Genomic DNA, 18,513 nt, shown 5'->3' on the forward strand with positions numbered 1-18,513 from the left:
TGCGTCGGCTGCCTGCTGCAGCCGAGGTACTGGCGATGGTCCTTGAGCGTTGTTGAGAGGAGTGTGTGCGTGAGGAGTCAAGAAACCTGGCGCCTGCTGCTTGCAGGCGTGCTGATGACGGCAGGTGCGTGTGTGTGCAACGCCCAAACGGTATCGCCCCAGCGCTTGCTGGAGGTGGTGGATATCGGCAGCCCCACGCTGTCGCCGGATGGCCGCAGTGTGGCCTTTCGCACCGAGCAGGCAGCGGTGCAGCGCAATACCTACGACAGCGTCTGGTATGTGCAGGGCCTGCAGGATGCCGCGCCCAGGCGCGTTGCCGATGGCGGTGTGCCGTTGCGCGATTCGGCTGGCGGGTCCTTGCCTGCAAAGGTGCTGTGGTCGCCGGATGGCCGTTGGCTGTACTACCGCGCGTTGATCGATGGCGTGATTGCGGTGTGGCGCGCGGCGGCGGACGGTTCCGGGGCGGAGCCGGTGACGCACGATGCGGCGGATGTGCAGGAGTTCGCGCTGGATGCGGACGGGCGCATTCTGCGTTACCGCATCGGTGCGACGCGCGAGCAGGTGCTGTCGGCAGAGCAGGACGAGTATGCGCAGGGCATCCGGATCGACGAGACGGTGCCGCTCGGGCAGGGCCTGTTCCGTTCGGGCAATGTCGACGGGCGCCTGGCCACGCAGCGCTTCGGCTCGGTGTGGTTCGATCGTACCGGGCTGTCGGCCGGGGTGCCGGCGCGGTGGATGGCACTGGATCTGGCGACTGGGGCTACACAGGTGCTTGCCGATGCGCAGCGACCTGACGCAGAGCCCGACGTCAGCGCGCTGCGCGGCCTGGTCGGCGATGTGTGGAAATCTGCGCGCGCGCCACAAGGCGGTGCGGTAGCGGTGTTGTCGCGAGTGGGTGACGGCAGTGGGCAGCTGTCCCGGCCGGACGTGGCGCTGTCAGTCTTGCCCGGTGCACATGCGCGCAAGGCCGTGCGCTGTACGGCAGCGGCCTGCGTGGGAAAGGCAATCACTGCAGCGCAGTGGCGCCCCGGGAGCACGGAGGTGTTGTTCACCATCACCGATCCTGCCTTGGGGCTTGCGCAATCCATCCATCGCTGGGACCCGGCCAGCGGGCAGGTGCAACTGGTGGTGCAGGGCGGCGGGTTGATCAATGGCGGGCGCGATCCATCGGCACACTGTGGCGCATCGGCCACGGCACTGGTCTGCGTGACGGCCGATGCTGACCGCCCGCCACGTCTGGAACGCATCGCGCTGGACAGCGGCACGCGCGGCGTCCTGTTCGACCCCAATGCGGCGTTGGCGGTGGACATGGCAAACGCGACGCCCGCGCGCCTGTTGCAGTGGACCGATACCCGCGGACGGCACTACAGCGGGCAGTTCTTTGCGGCACACGGTACCGGCGCGGACAAGCTGCCATTGTTCGTCACCTACTACAGCTGCCCGGGCTTCGTGCGCGGTGGCGTGGGCGATGAGTGGCCGCTGGCCGCGTTGGCGCAGGTGGGCATCGCAGCGCTGTGCATCAATCAATTGCCCGGCTATACCATGGATGCGGTGGAACGCCACGGCGAAGGACTGGCGGCGGTGGAAAGCGCGGTGGCCTTGCTGTCGTCGCAGGCGGGCATCGATCGCAGGCGGGTGGGCATGGGCGGGCTGAGCTTCGGCGGTGCGGTGACCTTGTGGACGGCGACCGAGTCGAACCTGCTGGCCGCCGCGTCGGTGGCCAACCCGGTGGTGTCGCCGTCGTACTACCTGTTCGGCAGCATGAAGGGCGAGCCCTTTCTCAAGGGGCTGCGCGAGATGTGGGGCCTGGGTGCACCGGAGCAGACACCCGAGCGGTGGAACGCGCTGTCGCCGGCGTTCAAGCTGGAGCGGATTCGCGCGCCCATCCTGTTCCAGCATTCCGAGCAAGAGTATCTGTACGCGCTGGACTACCTGATTCCACTACTGCGTGCGCAACGCGCCGAGTTGTACGTGTTTGCAAACGAGCCGCACCAGAAGTTCCAGCCCCGGCACAAGTTGGCCGTGTATGCGCGCAACGTCGACTGGTTCCGCTTCTGGTTGCAGGATTACCAGGACCCTGCACCGGAAAAGGCCGCCCAGTACGCGCGCTGGCGTGCAATCAAGGCGGCACTGCCGGCGCGTGGCAACTAGCGTGCGTGGTGCGGCTGACGCGTGGTCCGCTGGCATGCGGGCGGCACGCATCTACGCAGCGCAGGCAATGTCAGCGCTGATGACGGACCCAGTTCTCGACCGCACACAGGTCGAAGATGCGCATGACGCTGTGGTCGCCGTCGGCCAATGTATGGTCGAAATGGTGGCGCAGGGCATCGGCCTCCAGCAGGCCCTGGCCTGCAAGCCGACCCTGCAGCAGATAATCGCGGATCTGCTGCCTGCCCCGACGATAGACCGCGCCGGAGTAGTTCATGAAGGTGCCTTTGCTGCGGCGATGCAGGATCTGTGCAGGCAGCACATCCGCAAACGCATCGCGTGCCACGGCGCGATTGCGGCCGCCAGCGATCCACATCCAGCTCGGCACCGTCAGGCAGGCTTCCACCACCGGTTGCGACAGCAGCGGCATGCGCAGGTGCCACGACGCACTGCGCGCCAGTCCATCGCGGAACACCTGGGTGCCGGCCAGATCAAAGATACGTTCGCGGTCGCCGGGCAGGCTGTCGGGTGGGGCATCGAACCAGGGATGCGATTGCAACGGAACCGCAGCCTGCGTGCCTGGCAGGAACGATCGCTCTGGCGTGCGCGGCGGCCCGGCCTTGGCGCAGAGTTTCTTGATCGTCAACCTGCCTGCTTTCCAGAGCGTGCACTGGTGCAGTTCGGCAAGCGCATGGACTGCGCTGACGCCGGCGCGCAGGCCGCCTGCACGGAAGGCATCTGCGGCGGGCGCGGCGGTTCTGGTGTTGCAGAACACGGTGTCGCCACCGCCGCCGGAAAAGAAACTGGTGATGGCCAGCTGCGTGCCGATCGCTTCTTTCAGCGCATTGGAGGCATGCTGCAGAAACCAGGTGCTGGGCCCGACCGCGTGTGCCGGCGGTGCGAAATCGACCGGTGCAGCGTCGAGTCCCAGGGTGCGCACGATCAGCTCGGTGCCCAACAGATCGCTCATCTGCCGGGCATAGTGCCGCTCGTCGGCGCCAGGCACCGGCGTGACCAGATTGCAGCACGCCACGCGCGCGGCGGTGTCTTTCAGGCATGCGGCGAGGATGGAAGAGTCCAGGCCGCCAGAGAGTTCCAGCAGCACGGACGCATCGGTCTGCGCCCAACAGGTGACGCTGGAGGCCACCGCCTGACGCACCTGTGCCTGTGCGTCAAGTGGGTCGTGCCGGCGCCGAGAGGCTGCGACGAAATCCCACGGGTTCCAGACGTGTTCGAGACTGCTGCGGTCGGGCTGCAGACACAGCTGGCTGCCCGGCAGCAATTCGCGTACGCCAACAAGCCCGGTGCGCTCGGTCTTGAGGTGCGGGTAGTGCAGATGATGGGCGATGGCGTCCCAGTTGATCTCACGCGTGTACACACCCGCATGCGTGGCGATCGAGATGTCTGAAGTGATGAAGCCATGCTGTAGCGCGTAGACGCATGCCACGCCGCCGGAAGGCTCGCGCATCACGGTGATGGCGCTCGGGTCCGCGTGCGGTGCATGCAACAGCAGGTACTCGCCCCAGTACGTCTCGATCAGGTGCCGCGTCCGCTGTGCTGCGGACAACGCATGCAGCGATGCGCCGTCGCCCAAGGGGGCGTTGTCGCGCTGCGAAAAGACATGGCCGATCAGTGCGCCACCACCAGGCAGGTCGAGCACGGGCGTGTCGTCTGATGCATACAGGTCGATGTGCCCAGCGCGTTGCCGTAGCTGTAACCCGATCTGTCGCAACGACGCATCGACAGCGGCGCGGTCGCCATCGCGGTGTGCCTGCGCATGGTTGAACAAGGCGATGTAGCGGTACATCACACCACCCGGATGGGGGTATGCGCGTGGACGTTGCCGACCGTGTCGTTCAGGACCAGATCGCCTGTCTGGACCCAGCAATGGGCCGAAAACGGATCGAGTGCGACGCCGAAGACAACCTGGGCGCCGAGCTGGCGCCGACGCAGGAATCTTGCCAGTGCGACTGAATCGAGCAGGCAGCGCATCTCGACCGGCACCCAGACGCGTGCGCGCCGGAAGACGGATGCCGCATCGGTGAGCCGTTGCTCGAGTTCGGCGAGCGGGCGTTGCTGCATCCCCCGACCCTGTGCTGCAGCGGAGAGGCTGCCAAGGACCCTGCCAAGCGGGTTGCGCTTCAATGCCAGGCGTGTGGACAGCACAAGTGCCAGTACCTCGAGTTTTTCAAGCAGCTGTGGTCGTCGCGCCGGCACGGGCATTTCCATCGCACTACGCGCAACAGGTATGACGGGAAGCTGCGGGCCGGCGGTCGCTTGCGACCGTTCCACCAGCAGTCCCCGTTCGACAAGGTCGTTGATCTCCAGGTCCGACACCGGGTCTTGCGCCAGGTAGGTGAGCAGGGAGTGCTCCAGTGCCTTGGGCAGGCGGAAGTAGCGGTCGTTACCGACATCCAGGAACACCAGGCGCTCGCCAATGCGGCAGAACGCTAGGTCGTCGCGCAATGTGTAGCATTGCATGGCGCTATCCTTGAGAGAGAAGGGGCGCACCGTTGCAGTGCGCCCCGTGGCCTGGGAAGTTGCCCACCGGCATGTACGGCCGAGTGGCGACTGCCGCGCGTTGGCAGCGCCTAGTCCTGGCTGATGCCCAGCGTGGTGATGCCACCCATTTCTTCGCCTGCCAATGGCCCGCCCTGTGTGTCCAGGCTTGCGATGCCAAGCACGATGAGATCCTGGCCAGACGTCGTGGTATGCGCGTCGTTGTTGCTGGTATCCATGGTCTCTACTCCTGGTGGGAGGGGCGTGCGCTCAGGCACGCCTCGGGTTCACTCTTCGGAAATGCCCGGCACATTGAAGCCGCCGATTTCTTCGCCGGCGAGCGGGCCGCCCTTGGTGTCGGTGCTGGCAACGCCAAGCACCGTGATCTCGCTGGATGCATCGCTGTGGGTGATGTCATTGATGTTCATCGCTGTCTCCTGGTTGTGCCATGGGGATCCATGACACAGACACGTTAGGAAACGGGTGTATTGATTTTCAAATGATTAAGTCGTAACACCGTTATAATTAAATGCACTGTGTGACCGCCATCGAAGATGACCGTGCAAGCCTGGCCGGTGGCGTCGTATCGCGCCATTCATGCCACATCAGGCGCACGCTGCCGGCGGTGCGCCAGTACAGAATGTGGATCTTGCTAGGCGTAGCGCTGGCGACAGTCAGTGGCCGAGCTTTCAAACCTGACGGTTGCGCTCACGCATGACCGCCACGATGCGCGACACGGCCTGGATGCGACGCGCATGGTAGGCATGCAGCGCAGCACTCAGCGCCGCAGGGTCACGCTGCACTGGCTGCAGCGTGGCCGCGCTGTCAAACCTGACGGCTGCGCTCATGCATGACCGCCACGATGCGCGGCACGGCCTGGATGCGGCGTACGTGATAGGCATGCAACGCTGTTTGCAGCGCCGCAAGGTCGCGCTGCTGCCAGTGCAGCGTGAGCTCTGCCAGTTCTTCCTCGAGCCCGTCGAGCAGGCCGTGTTTGGCACGTCGCACCGGGGCCAACCTGTCATTGGTCTGCCTGACCGCGTGGTGCAGCGACCAGTGCGCGGTGGCACGGGCGATGGCGTCGAAGAGCTTCCAGGTCTGCTTGACCACGTCTGCCGCTGCACTGGTGGATTCCAGCTCGGCAGGGGCATGCGGCACCAATGCAACGCCCATATCGCAGGCCATCCGCAACAGGCGCTCCATCCAGTCGTACAGATCCCGCAACGCGACCTCGGTGAGCAGCGGCACCTGAAAGCCATAGCGTGCGTGATCGATGAGCAGGCCTTCGCCGACCAGGCGATACAGCGCAAAGCGAACTGGCGTGGAGCTGATCTTTAACTCGGTGGCCAGCTTTGCCGGGTCGATGCGCTGACCGGGCGGATACCGCCCGGACTGCAGTGCGCGCCTGACCTGCGCATAGGCAACTGCACGTTTGGAGTGGATTTCACCCATGACGAACTCCTTGTCTGACCGCGACGCCTCCCCTGGCTGGATCGTACATGCAATGGCTGCGGCAGGAGTTGCTGCGGTAGTCCTTTTGGTCCCGGGCTTGTCACATCGTGCCGCGTACGAGTCAGGCTGCGAGCCAATACGCTGCCCCGACAGTAAGAGTTTTTATAACGCCAAAACTGAGGCCAATAGAAAGAGGGCCGCCTGGTTTGCCAGGGCGGCCCTCGTTTGAACATTATCTGTTCCTGCTGTCGCGTGGCACGACCGGCGTGCCACACGCCGTGGCTTGCTTAGCGAAACGACTCACGCAGCCGCTTGCCCGCATATTCCTGCGCGGCCTTCGCCTTGGCAACGACTGCGGCACAACCGAAGAACTCGTGCGTCACGCCGGTGTAGACCTCACGCTCGACCGGTACGTTGGCCTCCTTGAGGGCGTCTTCCAGCTTGGCGCCGTCGCTGCGCAGCGGGTCGATGGTGGCGTTGATGATCGTCACCGGTGCCAGGCCGCGCAGGTTGGCGTTGACCAGGTCCAGGCGCGTGTCTGCCTTGTCCGCATCGCTACGGATCAGGTGCCCCACGAACCATTCGATCATGGCCTTGTTCAAGGGCTTGGCGATGGCGTTTTCGATGTAGGACTCAGTGTGCAGGCTGCCGGTCTGGCCGACCGGGTACACCGCCAGGATATGCGTCGGTGCCTGCAGCCCCTTGTCGCGTGCGGCCACGGCCGTGGCGATGGCCAGGTTGCCGCCGGCGCTTTCGCCTGCAAGGGCAACGCGCTGCGGATTGCCGCCGATGCTGGCCGCGTTTGCCAGCACCCATTCGTAGGCGGCGAGTGCGTCGTCCCAGGCAGCGGGGAACTTGTGTTCGGGCGCCTGGCGATAGTCGACCGAGACCACGATGGCGCCGGTTTCCTTGGCCAGCCCGCGCGCGCCGCCGTCGTAGACCTCGGCATTGGCGATCACCCAGCCACCACCGTGGAAATAGACGATGATCGGCAGTGCGGTGCCGCCCTGCGGGGTGTAGACGAAGGCAGGAAGATTGCCGGCAGGCGTTTCCAAGGTGTGGGAGGTGCGCTTGACGCCGGGTACCAGTACCTCCGGATCGGCGGTCTTGCCCTGATCCTGCAGCAGCTTCTTGACCGCATCGGCGATGGTTGGCTGCTGCCGGGCTTCGGCCGGCGTGAGCTTTTCGATGGCCTTGGGCTCGAGCGCATCGTGGGCCTGGGCCAGGTCGTGCATGTCGTTGTCGGCACGGATGGCGCCGATGACATTGGAAAGGGTGTCGATGATCGGGTTGGGCTTGCCGTGCTCTGTCATGGGTGCGTCTCGGTTGGTTTACCCTGACGCTAGCGGTGGCACAGTCAATGGGGTGAAAAGGGAGCTCGGCCGTTATGCACATGGCCGCAACATCTGCGGCGGACGCCGCTTGCAATCGCTGTTGCATGATCGCAGCGGCGCGCGCTTCGTGCCGCTGGCGGCATCACGCGAAGCGCCGGCTGCAGGCAGCGCTCACCAATCGGTGGGCGCATAGTCCTTGAGGAACTGCCCCCACACATGCTCGCCGGTGTTGGCGCCGTGGATGATGGGGTCGACGATGCGGGCGGCGCCGTCGACGATGTCCAACGGCGGGTGAAAGCGTTCCTGCTGGACCTTGAGCGCGGCGATGTTGGCCGGATCCTCGTCGGTGACCCAGCCGGTGTCGACGCTGTTCATGTGGATGCCGTCGTTCTGGTAATCGGCCGCCGAGGTGCGCGTCATCATGTTCAACGCGGCCTTGGCCATGTTGGTATGCGGATGCCGGGTGGTCTTGAAGTTGCGGTAGAACTGCCCTTCCATCGCCGAGACGTTGACGATGTGCTTGTCGCGCTCGGGCGTGCGCAGCATCAGCGGCTTCAGCCGCGCATTGATGATGAAGGGCGCGATGGCGTTGACCAGCTGGGTCTCCAGCAGCTCCACCGAGGGCACTTCGTCCATCAGCAGGCGCCAGGAGTTGCGCCCGCGCAGGTCCACCTGCTGCAGGTCCTGGTCCAGCCGTCCTTCCGGGAACAGGTGCTGCTGGCCAACCAGTTCGTCGTCCAGCAACGCCACCTGCGACAGCTCGGCGGCGCGGGTGAGGCCATCGGCGCCGTCCAGGCCGCGGCCATGCACTGCCGGCAGCGCCATCGCCGAGGCATCGCGCAGTGGTTCGGGCGTGCGCAGGCCTTCGTAATGGCCGACCAGGTTGCGCACGGTGTCCGGCAACTCATGCAGCGCGGCGGTTTCGCCGGCCATCATGTGCGCGTAGAACTGCGGCGGGCGGCGCACGGTCTGGCAGGCATTGTTGATGATGAAGTCCAGCCTGTCGCGGGTGGCCAGCAGCTGGCTGCAGAACGCTTCCACGCTGGGGGTATGGCGCAGATCCAGGCCGAACACCTGCAGGCGATGGCCCCACTCGTTGAAGTCCGGCTCCTGCGCATAGCGGGCGGCCGAATCGCGCGGGAAACGCGTGGTCACGATCAGTTCCGCACCGGCGCGCAGCAGTTTCAGGCCGGCCTGGTATCCGATCTTGACCCGGCCGCCGGTCAGCAGCGCAACGCGTCCGCGCAGGTCGGCGGTTTCGGTGCGCTTGAAGTAGTTCAGCTCGGCGCAAGCCGGGCACATCTGGTCGTAGAAGTGATGCAGCTGGGTGAACTTCTGCTTGCACACGTAGCAGTGGCGCAGCTCCGGCGAATGCGTGGGCTCCGGTGCGGCAGTGGTGTTTTCGCCGTTGTGCGCATCGTGCAGGCCGGCGGCATGCGGCGGGAAGAAGTTCGGCGTGCTGAATACCGGTTTGCGCCGCAGTGCGCGGATGCCGCGCTGCTCCAGCAGCGCCTCGGCCTTGCGCACCTTCTCCTGGTGCCGCTCGCGCTCGCGCTGCTTGAGCAGCTGCCGCCGCGCCTTGGGCTCGGGGTGGTAGACCCTGGCCACCACCTGGTGCAGGCGCACGCGGTCGGCCTCGGGCAGGGTATCGAGCACGCTGCGGTCGGCCTCGATGGCCTCCAGCAGGTCCAGCGCCGCGCGCAGGCGGTCGGTCAGGGGCAGGTCGTCGGCGGGCGGGAGTGGGGCGTTGGTGTTCAAGATGGATCCGGGAGTGAGCGGCAGCAAGCCGTGACGAGTGCGGCGGGCAGCCGACAGGAGAGCGCAATGGACGGTGAGCCTTTGTACAGCGGACGAGGACGGCACGCCGCTGGCCGGTGGTGCGGCCGTCCGCTATTTTCGCCGATTGTGATGGGTTGGCGCCAATAGAGAGGGGTGGAGGGGAGGGCGGCCAAGGGACGTTTTGATCGGGACTTGGGTGCGCTGTCGTGTCGCAGCTGGATCGGCCGCTCGCGGCAGGTGGCGAGGGGACCGTCGCAGTCATGGCAGGCAGTTGGCGTTCTGCCAGTGGTTGAAGCCTCGAGCGAGGGCGGCCCCGGTGCCAATGCGCGGGAGTTTAGGTAACCTTCGCAACACACCGGAACGGCAGTGACGCCCGACCGCTCAAGGGGGAAATCGATGAAGACGTCCGTGCTGGCCGCTGCGCTGGCCAGCTTGCTCTGTGCCTGTACCGTTGTCTCGCCCGATCCTGGCCAGAAGGCCGTGTTGGTGGATAAACCGATGTTCTTCGGCAAGGGTGGCGTTCGCCTGGACGATGTGCGTGAGCCAGGTCGGACGTATGCGTGGTTGACCACGTCGGTCACCTATGTGGATGTGACGCCGCAGACGGTGCAGGTGGCTTTTGACGATTTCTCGTCCAGCGACAATATCCTGTTGGACTTCTCCACCCAGATTCAATATCGCATCACCGCGCCGGCGTTGTTGTTGTCCAGGTTCGGGCAGGGTTGGTTCAAGAACAATGTCGCCAGCCAATATGCGTCCATCGTGCGCGACCAGGTCAAGCGCTACGACATGACCAGGATGATGAGCGATCCCGATACCGCCAGACAGATCGACGATTCGGTGACCCAGAACGTGCGTGCGCTGGTCAAGGAGCAGCAGTTGCCGATCGAGATCCAGAACATCACCTTGGGCCGCGCACGTCCCAACCCGGATGTCCTGCAGCAGATGAACCTGACCGCTGCACAGCAGCAGCGGGTCAAGACGCTGGTCGAGGCCACCACGGCTGAGCGGCAGCGTGAACAGGAGCAGGTGGCCAAGGCCGATGCCGACAATGCGTACCGCAATCGCATGGGTCTGACGCCCGAGCAGTACCTGGCCAGCCAGATCGCCGAGCTCAACGCCGATGCCTGCAAGAAGGCGCAGGCCTGCTATATGGTGCCTTCCGGCACGTCGGTGATTGCCAGATAGCGCGCGTTGCCGGCCGCATGCGGTGTAAGAGCCGCGATTGCCTTGCAGTCGTTGATCTCCGGTCTTACAGCGCAGATGGCTGGTCGCGGTTGCTCATGCCAGCAGGCCCGCTCACGCACTCTCCAAATCGGCTGGGCTAGGGTTGCTGCCTAATATGGTGTAGCGGGAGAACGCGGCATGGGCCTGTTGGTCGACGGCAAGTGGCAGGACAGTTGGTACGACACCGACAAGAGCGGCGGACGTTTCGAGCGCTCGCAATCGCAGTTCCGCAATTGGGTGACGCGCGATGGCAGCCCTGGTCCGCACGGGGAGGGTGGCTTTCAGGCTGCTCCCGGTCGCTATCACCTGTACGTGTCGCTGGCCTGCCCGTGGGCGCATCGCACGCTGATCTTCCGGCGCCTGAAAGGGCTGGAGGCGATGATCGACGTGTCGGTGGTGAACTGGTTGATGCGCGACCAGGGTTGGACGTTCGATCCTGGTCCGGGCGTTATCGCCGATCCGGTTCACCATGCCAAGCGATTGTATGAGGTGTATCTCAACGCCGATCCGCGCTACTCCGGGCGCGTGACCGTGCCGGTGTTGTGGGATCGCGAGCGCAATACCGTGGTCAGCAACGAATCGGCCGACATCATCCGCATGTTCAATAGCGCCTTCGACGCGGTCGGTGCTGCGGCCGGCGATTTCTATCCGGCACCGTTGCGCGAGCAGATCGACGAGATCAATGCGCGCGTGTACAACACCGTCAACAACGGCGTGTACAAGGCGGGTTTCGCCACCACGCAGGCGGCGTACGAAGAGGCGGTGCTGCCGTTGTTCGAAAGCCTGGATTGGCTCGATGCACGTCTGGGCCGGCAGCGTTACCTGTGCGGCGACCAGCTCACCGAAGCGGACTGGCGCCTGTTCACCACGCTGGTGCGATTCGACGCGGTGTACGTGGGCCACTTCAAATGCAACCTGCGGCGCATTGCCGACTATCCACAGCTCTCCGGCTACCTGCGTGAGCTGTACCAGATGCCGGGGATCGCAGAGACGGTGAATTTCCAGCACATCAAAGGCCATTACTACCAGAGCCACGACCTGATCAACCCCACCGGCATCGTGCCGCTGGGGCCGGTGCTGGATCTGCGGGCGCCGCATGGGCGTGGTGGCTGATACAACCGGCGGCTGCACGGCGCAGCGCTCGGGCGCACTGCCGCATGGCGTGCACTAAGCTGTGCGCCTTGGTGACCAACAGGAGCGGTCAGTGCTGAATCATGTGATGGTGGGATCGAACGATATTGCGCGATCCAGGCAGTTCTACGATGCGGTGCTCGGCGGCGTCTTCGGCGCTCCCGCGCCGCTGGTCAACACTGCCGGCTCCGGCCATGTGCGCCTGTTCTATCGCCATGCCGGCAGCACCTTCGCCGTCAGCGAGCCGATCAACGATGCACCGGCGACCAGCGGCAACGGCGCCACCGTCGGTTTCACCTGCAGTTCGCCAGAGCAGGTGCAGGCCTTCCACGACGCGGCCGTGGCTGCAGGCGGGGTATCCATCGAGAATCCGCCGGGCGAGCGTGAGAGCCGCATGGGAGCGGTCTGGCTGGCCTACGTGCGCGACCCGGATGGCAACAAGCTCTGTGCGATCTACCGGCCCGTCTAGACCCGGATGCCTGCGCTGCGGCGACATGCCGCAGCGCTGTCGGGCATCGTGCTGTTGCTGCGCCAGGGCGACGGTGGGGTGACCGTCGCCGCGGCGCGGCACGCGGTTGCGTCAGGTGACGGACCCAGGCACCGGGTGTTGGGCTAGTGCTTTGCCGCGTCGCGCATGATCAGCGTCGCAGCGCCCACCGTGATCGCGTCCTCGACCACACCGGTGCTGGTCTGGCCATAGCGTTCGATCGCGCGCATGCGCACGTTGAAGGTAAGGTAGGCGGCCGCCACTGCGGTGGTCGCGCCCAGCACGGCAGCCACGCCGCGCTGATGGCGCGGTGCCAGCGCGGTGCCGACGATGATGCCGGTGGCGATGCGGGCAATCATGCCGGGCAACACGATGCGGTCGGGCGCGGTTTTCATCTTGTCGCCGGCCAGCTCACCACCGGCCAGCGCCAGCATGCCGGCCGATGCGAGGGGATTGGCGAGCAGTGCCGGCGCGCCGTTGTCGGCGGGGAGCTTGCCGGTGCGCGCAGCGTTGGCCACTGCGGCCAGCGGGGTCATCGAGCGCATGCCGGCGACGGCGCTCATCAGGAGGGAGTGGATCAAAGCCATGTGCACCTCTGCAGGAGCATGCTGCCTGGCGCCAATGTGGAGCCGGCAGGCATGCGTCGGGTTGTCGATGCCCAGAGCCTAGGAGGCCGGATGTCTGCGCGATGGCAAGGCGGTGCCAGTGCGATGTGCCTGCCTGGCGGGAGGGCGGTGTTGCCTGACGCGTGGGGGAAGGTGCAGGTCGATCCATGCCGGGGTAGTGGTGCGGGCGTGCGGCAGCAGCCGGCAAGGCCATGCCCGTGTCGGCGCGCTGCCTGGCCATGCGGGCGCGGCAGCGCGTTGCCATCGCCAGGACCGGTCAGGGCTGCTTTGCAAAGCTGCCCGCGCGCCACGCCAGCCACAATACCGACAGACCCACCGCCAGGCAGATGAGCACGCCGGGCAGCGAGGCTTCCGGGCCGAAGGCCCCGCCGGTGAGCCATTGCGGAAATCCGGGCGTTGCCGTGCTGCGGGCAATGGCCGGGCCCATGTCGGTCCCGGAGACCGCCGCACCGAACAAATAGCCCTGGGTGAAGTTCCAGGCGATATGCACGCCGATCGACATCCAGATGCGGCCGGTCAAGGCATAGAACGCGCCCAGCAGGATGCCTGCTTCCAGTGCGATGCAAATCGCCGCAAACGCGGTTGCATGCGGGTTGGCGATATGGCCGAAACCGAACAGCGCGGCAGAGGCGATAAACGCCACCCACAGGCCGAACGCGCGCCATACCAGGCGCAGAAAGATGGCGCGGAACAACAGCTCTTCGATCACCCCGGCCTGCAAGGCCTTGCGCACCGCCGTCCAGGCCGGCGCCCGGCCAAGCGCCTGGATGTCGTACAGCCCGAACAGCGCCATGATGCCCATGACCGCGGCGAACATGGCCGCGCCGATCAACAGTCCAATGCTCAGCTGCGGCAACATCGGGCGTAGTGCGAGCTCGCTGGCGCGCCGTCCTTCGGCCAGGCGCACCGCCACCACGTAGACCGCCAAGCCCACCGCGATACCGACCAGGCTGGCAATCAGTTGCAGCGGCCCGGAGTCCTTGGGCAGCAGGCTGCCGACGGCCCTGCCGGCCATGGGCGCCAGCGTGGCGACCGCCACCAGCAGCAGGACTGCCCAGCCGATCGCCCGCAGCCAGCGTAGGCGGCCGGGCTGCAGGACGTTGCGCTCGCCCAGCGCAATGCGGTGGGACGCGTGGCCGTGCGTGGTCAGTGCGCTATTGGAAACCGCCGGCGTTGGTGCGTGCATGGGTTGGGGGCCTGTGGGTGGTTGCTAGCGGGTGGTTGAACGGGACGAGGCGTCTGCCACGACTGCGATACGGCTGGCGAATGAGCGCTGTTGCACTGCCGGGTCGATCAGCGCGTGTCGCCCGGTGAGGAGCTGCTGCGCAACAAGGACTTGAGCCCGTGCGTGATGCCGCGCGGTGCGACGCTCAAGTGGTCTTCGTCATCGAGAACCTCCAGCGCGAGATGCAACGATGGATAGTGTCGCGCGCGCAGCGCCTGCGCCATCTTCTGTGCGTCGATGACCATGTCGTAATTCTGGTGGTGGCGCACCTGCTCGTATTCGCCGACGTACATGTACACCTGCGCCGGCAGGTCGGTATGCGACGCGGCAAAGCTGTTTTCCTGCGCCACCATCGCGTGCTCGCCATACCAGTACGAGGGGCTGCCCAGGATGTAGCCGGCGAACATCTCAGGTGTGCTCAACAGGATCTGCGTGCCCAGCAGGCCGCCGTACGAGTGCCCCAGATACAGGCGCCGCTGTTCGTCGGTCCGGTAGCGGTTGGCGACGAACGGCAGCACGCGATCGCGCAGGTAGCGGATGTAGTCGGCGCTCTTGCCGTGGGTGGCAACCGGCGCTGCGGTCGGGCCATCTTCCGGGGTGGGCGTGTAATCGCGTCTGCGGCTCGGCATGGGCTCGTCGCCGACTGCGTAGGACAGCCCGACCAGAATGAAATCGGCGATGGCTGGCCCTTCGCCGTTCAAGCGCCGCGCGATCTGCTTGACCAGCGGGAACGCATAGTCGCCATCGGTGGCATACAACACCGGGTAACGACGCTGCGGATTGTCCGCATAGCCGCGTGGCAGCGCGACGAAGACCTGGTAGGTGCGGCCTGTCGCCGGATCGGGCACGTCCCAGACCTGCGTATCGGCCAGTTCATACGGTTGCCCACCGCCACGCTGGCTAGCAGGCGCGTGAGCGGGCGTATCCGCTGTGGCTGCTGGTGTCGCTTTGGCACTGGGTGTGGGTGCTGGCGGTGGTGCCTTGCCGCAGCCAATCAGTAGCAACACTGCCAATCCAGCCCATAACAGCTTGTTCAATACAGCCTCCTGCATGTGGTGAAGCGTGGTGCCGTTGCAGCGGTGCAGACGAGAGCTGGCTGTTGATACGTGGCGGACCGCGCGTGCCGGTTCTGTCGCGTTGGGTGCGTACCGACATCGACGATGCCAGCAATGCCGGAAGACGCGACTGGCATGGCAACGTATAACACGGGCCGCTGCCAGGTTCTCGATGCTCGAAGAACCCAAGCGCCCGCGGAATCATCGAGAACCCGGGAGCACCGGTGCTCAGTGCAGACGACCAACCACGCGCAATGCCGCCGACTTGGCCATATCGTTCGGATTGGTGCCGGGCAGGCCCTGCGGCACGGCCATGCCCTTGCTGCGATAGAACTCGGTCCAGTATGGCGACACCTGACCGGTCTGCAGGTTCCGGAAGTTCATCGGTTGCAGCGCAAACACGTGATGTGCGCGGAAGGCGCGCTCGATGAAGTCCGAGCAGTAGTAGCTGTTGTCGTCCTGCACGTAGGTCTGGTTGTACGGTTTGCCGAGCATGCGCCGAGCCTGCGCGATGGCATCGGAGATGGCAGCGCGATGCTCGGGGGTGAGCCGGTACACGACGATCTGCCGGTGCCTGGCGCTGGCGTCGTCGATGAACGCCTGCACCGCCTGCTCGCGCGAGCCGTTTTCGTCCGCATGCAGCACCACCTGCGTATCGCCGGCATGCGCTACCAGCGCGACGTGATCGAAGCTGGGTGCGTCCTGTTTGGCGGTGGCATCGTCGATGGCGCCGCTCAGGCCGGTGCGGGCGGCGGTGACGAACAACAGGTCGCCGTCCTGGAGCTGGACTGCGATGGACGTTGCGGGCAGCAGTGCCAGTGCGAGCACGGCGAGCAGGAGGAGGACGCGCATGGGAGGCCGGCAGGTGATGCAAAGGGCGCCCATTATCGCCAGGAACGACGGCGGGCGGCTGGTGCGCGATGCGCTCTGTAGAATGCGGTGGCCAGCGGGCGTCGCCGCCGCCATCGCGTCGCGGCAATCCCTGTCCGTCTGGAGTGTTGCATGCGTGCTTCTTCTGCGTTGTCGCCGATCGGCCGGCTATTTGCCGCCGCCGCCTTTTTCGAAGGGCTGACCTGGGCCGGGCTGTTGGTCGGCATGTTGCTCAAGTACGGCACCCACACCACCGAGCTGGTGGTGTGGGTGTTCGGGCGCCTGCATGGCGCGGCCTTCCTGTTCTATGTGGCGGTCAGCGTGCTTGCCGCGTTGCGGCTGCGCTGGCCGTGGTGGGCGTGGGCGCTGAGCCTGCTGGCCGCGTTGCCGCCGCTGGTGACGGTGCCGCTGGAGATGTGGTTTCGGCGCATCGGCTTGCTGGGTGTGCGCACACGGGGCGGTGTCTGAGCACATCAGGGCAGGCCAGGCATTGCCAGGCGGCCGTGCGCGGTACGCGGCATCTCGCTGTGAACGCATCCAACGTCACGTCAGAGGATGGACGCCGCCAACCGCCTTTGCCACCATAGGTGGACCAAGGAAGAGGCGGAGTGTCGCAATGCATTACTGGATGAGGAAGGCGACTGTCGCACTGGCGGTGGCGATGGCAATCACCGGATCGGTTTGCGCGCAGACGCCGCCGCAACCGGTGGATCTGACGCCCTATCTCAAAAGCGACCAGTTCGAGCGGATCAAGATCTCGCCGACGGGCGACTATTTCGCGCTCACCATGCCGCTGGAAGATCGCACCGTGCTGGGCATCGTGCGGCGCCAGGACAAGGTGGCCACCGCGAAAGTCACCGGTGGCGCCAACAGCGTGGTGGACGATTTCTGGTGGGCCAGCGACGACCGCATCGTGGTGTCGATGGCGCAGCGGCTGGGCTCGCGCGACGAGCCGATGGCGATCGGGCAACTGCATGCCATCGACGCCGATGGCAAGAATGGCCGTCTGTTGGCCAGCCCCTATGGCACCAATCCGGAGATCAACGGCGTGCAGTTGAAGATGGACCTGGAGCCTGGCACGTTCATGCTCGATACCTTGCCCGGTGATCCGCGCAACATCCTGGTGTCCACGATCCCGTTCGTCGGCGACCCGAGCATCCGTATCGACAAGCTGGATATCCTGACCGGCCGGCGCAGTACCGTGGCGACATCGCCGGTGCGTCGTGCGAACTTCGTGACCGACCAGCAGGGGCGCATCCGCTTTGCCAACGGCGCCGATGTCACCAACGTCAGCAAGCTGTATTACCGCGACGACGATGCTGCACCGTGGCGGTTGGTCAACGATGCCGCCAGCAGCGGGCATCGTGCGTTTCCGCTCGGCTTTGCGGCCGATGGCAGCCAGGCCTACCTGCAAGTGGAGCAGGCAACCGGCACCGATGTGCTGGTGGGATGGGACCCGGCCAGCGGAAAGTCCACGCCGTTGTTGCACGACGACACCGTCGACCCCTACCGGATCCTGCGCGACCTGGATGGCACCACGCCGATCGGTGCGTCCTACATGAGCGACCGGGTGCGCAATCGCTTCTTCGACGAGAAGTCGCCGACGGCAAGGCTCTATCGCAGCCTGGAAAAAGCCTTCGACGGCAATGCGGTCTACATCACCTCGGCCACCCGCGACCGTCGCCTGGTGCTGGTGTATGTGTGGAGCGATCGCAACAACGGCGATTATTATTTGTTCGACACGGTCAGCAAGAAGGCCGACCGGGTGTTCAGTCGCCGCGAATGGTTTCCGCCCGATGGCGTGCCGGCGACCAGGCAGGTGAGCTTCAAGGCGCGCGATGGCCTGGAGTTGCACGGCTATCTGACCCAGCCGCTGCACGCCGAGGCAGGCAAGCCGCTGCCGTTGATCGTGATGCCGCATGGTGGCCCGTTCGGGATCTTCGACAAATGGGAGTTCGACGACGACACCCAGCTGCTGGCCGCAGCCGGTTACGCGGTGCTGCGCGTCAATTACCGCGGCTCGGCCAATTACGGGCGTGCCTTCACCCAGGCCGGCGCCAGGGAGTGGGGTGGGCGCATGCAGGACGATCTCACCGATGCCACCCGCTGGGCTATCGCGCAGGGAGTGGCCGATGCCTCGCGCATCTGTCTCTACGGTGCCAGCTACGGTGGTTACGCTGCGCTGATGGGGGTTGCCAAGGAGCCGGCGGTGTACCGCTGCGCCGCTGGCTATGTTGGCGTCTACGATCTGGACATGATGGCCCGCGACACCGCGCGCTCCGCGCGTTGGGCAAAGAACTGGACCGGCGACTGGCTGGGTGCACGTGACACCCTGGCCACGCGCTCGCCGGTGGTGCTGGCCAAGCAGATCAAGGTGCCGGTGTTTCTGGCGGCCGGCGGCAAGGACGAGCGCGCACCGATCGAACATACCAAGGCGATGGAGCGCGCGTTGAAGGGTGCGGGGGTGCCGGTGGAGTCGCTGTACTTTCCCAACGAGGGCCACGGCTTCTATACCGAGGCGCACCGACGCGAGTACTACACGCGCTTGCTGGCGTTCTTGGGCAAGCAGCTGGGTGGTGGGACCGCGAAGTAACGGGGTGGCGTTCCACCAGGTGTTGCCTGATGGGGCGCGTGATCTCGCGTGCCGGTGGTGGTGCATGCGGTTTGATGTGGCAGCTGT

At 65.6% G+C, this 18,513-nt stretch carries 18 protein-coding genes; 6 read left to right on the top strand and 12 right to left on the bottom strand.

The genetic code is table 11. The annotated features are described in order from the left end of the window. The first annotated feature begins 69 nt into the window (after positions 1 to 69). Positions 70 to 2,151: an Atxe2 family lasso peptide isopeptidase gene (locus H7A87_RS02980; RefSeq protein WP_232087917.1), complete on the top strand. Its 2,082-nt coding sequence runs from the start codon at positions 70 to 72 to the stop codon at positions 2,149 to 2,151. Between the two features lie 70 nt (positions 2,152 to 2,221). Here the strand turns inward: H7A87_RS02980 and H7A87_RS02985 are convergent, their stop codons facing one another. The 8 genes from H7A87_RS02985 to H7A87_RS03020 form a co-directional block, all read right to left on the bottom strand. Further along, positions 2,222 to 3,955, bottom strand: a complete 1,734-nt coding sequence (locus H7A87_RS02985; RefSeq protein WP_119129524.1) for a lasso peptide isopeptide bond-forming cyclase — start codon at positions 3,953 to 3,955, stop codon at positions 2,222 to 2,224. Further along, complete coding sequence (locus H7A87_RS02990; protein WP_119129723.1) at positions 3,955 to 4,629, bottom strand: lasso peptide biosynthesis B2 protein; 675 nt, start codon at positions 4,627 to 4,629, stop codon at positions 3,955 to 3,957. The genes H7A87_RS02985 and H7A87_RS02990 overlap by 1 nt, the downstream gene beginning before the upstream one ends. A gap of 110 nt (positions 4,630 to 4,739) precedes the next feature. Continuing rightward, entirely contained in the window at positions 4,740 to 4,886 is a 147-nt protein-coding gene (locus H7A87_RS02995; protein WP_104573314.1) for a benenodin family lasso peptide, read from the bottom strand. 48 nt (positions 4,887 to 4,934) lie between these two features. After that, positions 4,935 to 5,075: a lasso peptide xanthomonin 1 gene (locus H7A87_RS03000; protein WP_119129525.1), complete on the bottom strand. Its 141-nt coding sequence runs from the start codon at positions 5,073 to 5,075 to the stop codon at positions 4,935 to 4,937. A 261-nt stretch (positions 5,076 to 5,336) separates the two neighbouring features. After that, positions 5,337 to 5,495, bottom strand: coding sequence for a hypothetical protein (locus H7A87_RS03005; RefSeq protein WP_180496874.1), 159 nt, complete (start codon positions 5,493 to 5,495; stop codon positions 5,337 to 5,339). Next, positions 5,473 to 6,099 carry a GntR family transcriptional regulator gene (locus tag H7A87_RS03010; protein WP_180496875.1) on the bottom strand — a complete coding sequence of 209 codons (627 nt, stop codon included), beginning with the start codon at positions 6,097 to 6,099 and terminating at the stop codon, positions 5,473 to 5,475. Before H7A87_RS03010 ends, H7A87_RS03005 begins: the two co-directional genes overlap by 23 nt. 287 nt (positions 6,100 to 6,386) lie before the next feature. Next, complete coding sequence (locus H7A87_RS03015) at positions 6,387 to 7,412, bottom strand: alpha/beta hydrolase (protein ID WP_119129526.1); 1,026 nt, start codon at positions 7,410 to 7,412, stop codon at positions 6,387 to 6,389. A gap of 192 nt (positions 7,413 to 7,604) precedes the next feature. Then, positions 7,605 to 9,191, bottom strand: a complete 1,587-nt coding sequence (locus H7A87_RS03020) for an SDR family oxidoreductase (protein ID WP_119129527.1) — start codon at positions 9,189 to 9,191, stop codon at positions 7,605 to 7,607. A 429-nt stretch (positions 9,192 to 9,620) separates the two neighbouring features. Between H7A87_RS03020 and H7A87_RS03025 the strand changes: the two genes are divergently transcribed. The 3 genes from H7A87_RS03025 (at position 9,621) to H7A87_RS03035 (ending at position 12,039) form a co-directional block, all read left to right on the top strand. Beyond that, entirely contained in the window at positions 9,621 to 10,400 is a 780-nt protein-coding gene (locus H7A87_RS03025; protein ID WP_119129725.1) for an SPFH domain-containing protein, read from the top strand. A 177-nt stretch (positions 10,401 to 10,577) separates the two neighbouring features. After that, a complete protein-coding gene (locus tag H7A87_RS03030) occupies positions 10,578 to 11,552 on the top strand; it encodes a glutathione S-transferase family protein (protein WP_119129528.1) in 975 nt (324 codons plus the stop codon). 91 nt (positions 11,553 to 11,643) lie between these two features. Beyond that, entirely contained in the window at positions 11,644 to 12,039 is a 396-nt protein-coding gene (locus tag H7A87_RS03035; RefSeq protein WP_119129529.1) for a VOC family protein, read from the top strand. A gap of 143 nt (positions 12,040 to 12,182) precedes the next feature. Here the strand turns inward: H7A87_RS03035 and H7A87_RS03040 are convergent, their stop codons facing one another. The 4 genes from H7A87_RS03040 to H7A87_RS03055 form a co-directional block, all read right to left on the bottom strand. Then, positions 12,183 to 12,644, bottom strand: coding sequence for a DUF4126 family protein (locus tag H7A87_RS03040; protein ID WP_161959829.1), 462 nt, complete (start codon positions 12,642 to 12,644; stop codon positions 12,183 to 12,185). Between the two features lie 295 nt (positions 12,645 to 12,939). Then, positions 12,940 to 13,869 carry a CPBP family intramembrane glutamic endopeptidase gene (locus H7A87_RS03045; RefSeq protein WP_119129530.1) on the bottom strand — a complete coding sequence of 310 codons (930 nt, stop codon included), beginning with the start codon at positions 13,867 to 13,869 and terminating at the stop codon, positions 12,940 to 12,942. A gap of 107 nt (positions 13,870 to 13,976) precedes the next feature. Further along, positions 13,977 to 14,960 carry an alpha/beta hydrolase-fold protein gene (locus H7A87_RS03050; protein WP_119129531.1) on the bottom strand — a complete coding sequence of 328 codons (984 nt, stop codon included), beginning with the start codon at positions 14,958 to 14,960 and terminating at the stop codon, positions 13,977 to 13,979. 231 nt (positions 14,961 to 15,191) lie between these two features. Continuing rightward, positions 15,192 to 15,815, bottom strand: coding sequence for a YiiX/YebB-like N1pC/P60 family cysteine hydrolase (locus H7A87_RS03055; protein WP_119129532.1), 624 nt, complete (start codon positions 15,813 to 15,815; stop codon positions 15,192 to 15,194). A 150-nt stretch (positions 15,816 to 15,965) separates the two neighbouring features. Here H7A87_RS03055 and H7A87_RS03060 point away from each other — a divergent pair, with 150 nt between their 5' ends. Together H7A87_RS03060 and H7A87_RS03065 are read left to right on the top strand one after the other, a co-directional pair. Further along, on the top strand, positions 15,966 to 16,301 hold the full coding sequence (locus H7A87_RS03060) for a DUF3817 domain-containing protein (protein WP_180496876.1): 336 nt from the start codon (positions 15,966 to 15,968) through the stop codon (positions 16,299 to 16,301). A 193-nt stretch (positions 16,302 to 16,494) separates the two neighbouring features. Next, positions 16,495 to 18,426 carry a S9 family peptidase gene (locus H7A87_RS03065; RefSeq protein WP_119129726.1) on the top strand — a complete coding sequence of 644 codons (1,932 nt, stop codon included), beginning with the start codon at positions 16,495 to 16,497 and terminating at the stop codon, positions 18,424 to 18,426. Positions 18,427 to 18,513 lie beyond the last annotated feature (87 nt).

The sequence above is a fragment of the Xanthomonas sp. CPBF 426 genome (genome assembly GCF_903989465.1).
In the GTDB taxonomy this organism is placed as follows: Bacteria; Pseudomonadota; Gammaproteobacteria; order Xanthomonadales; family Xanthomonadaceae; genus Xanthomonas; species Xanthomonas euroxanthea.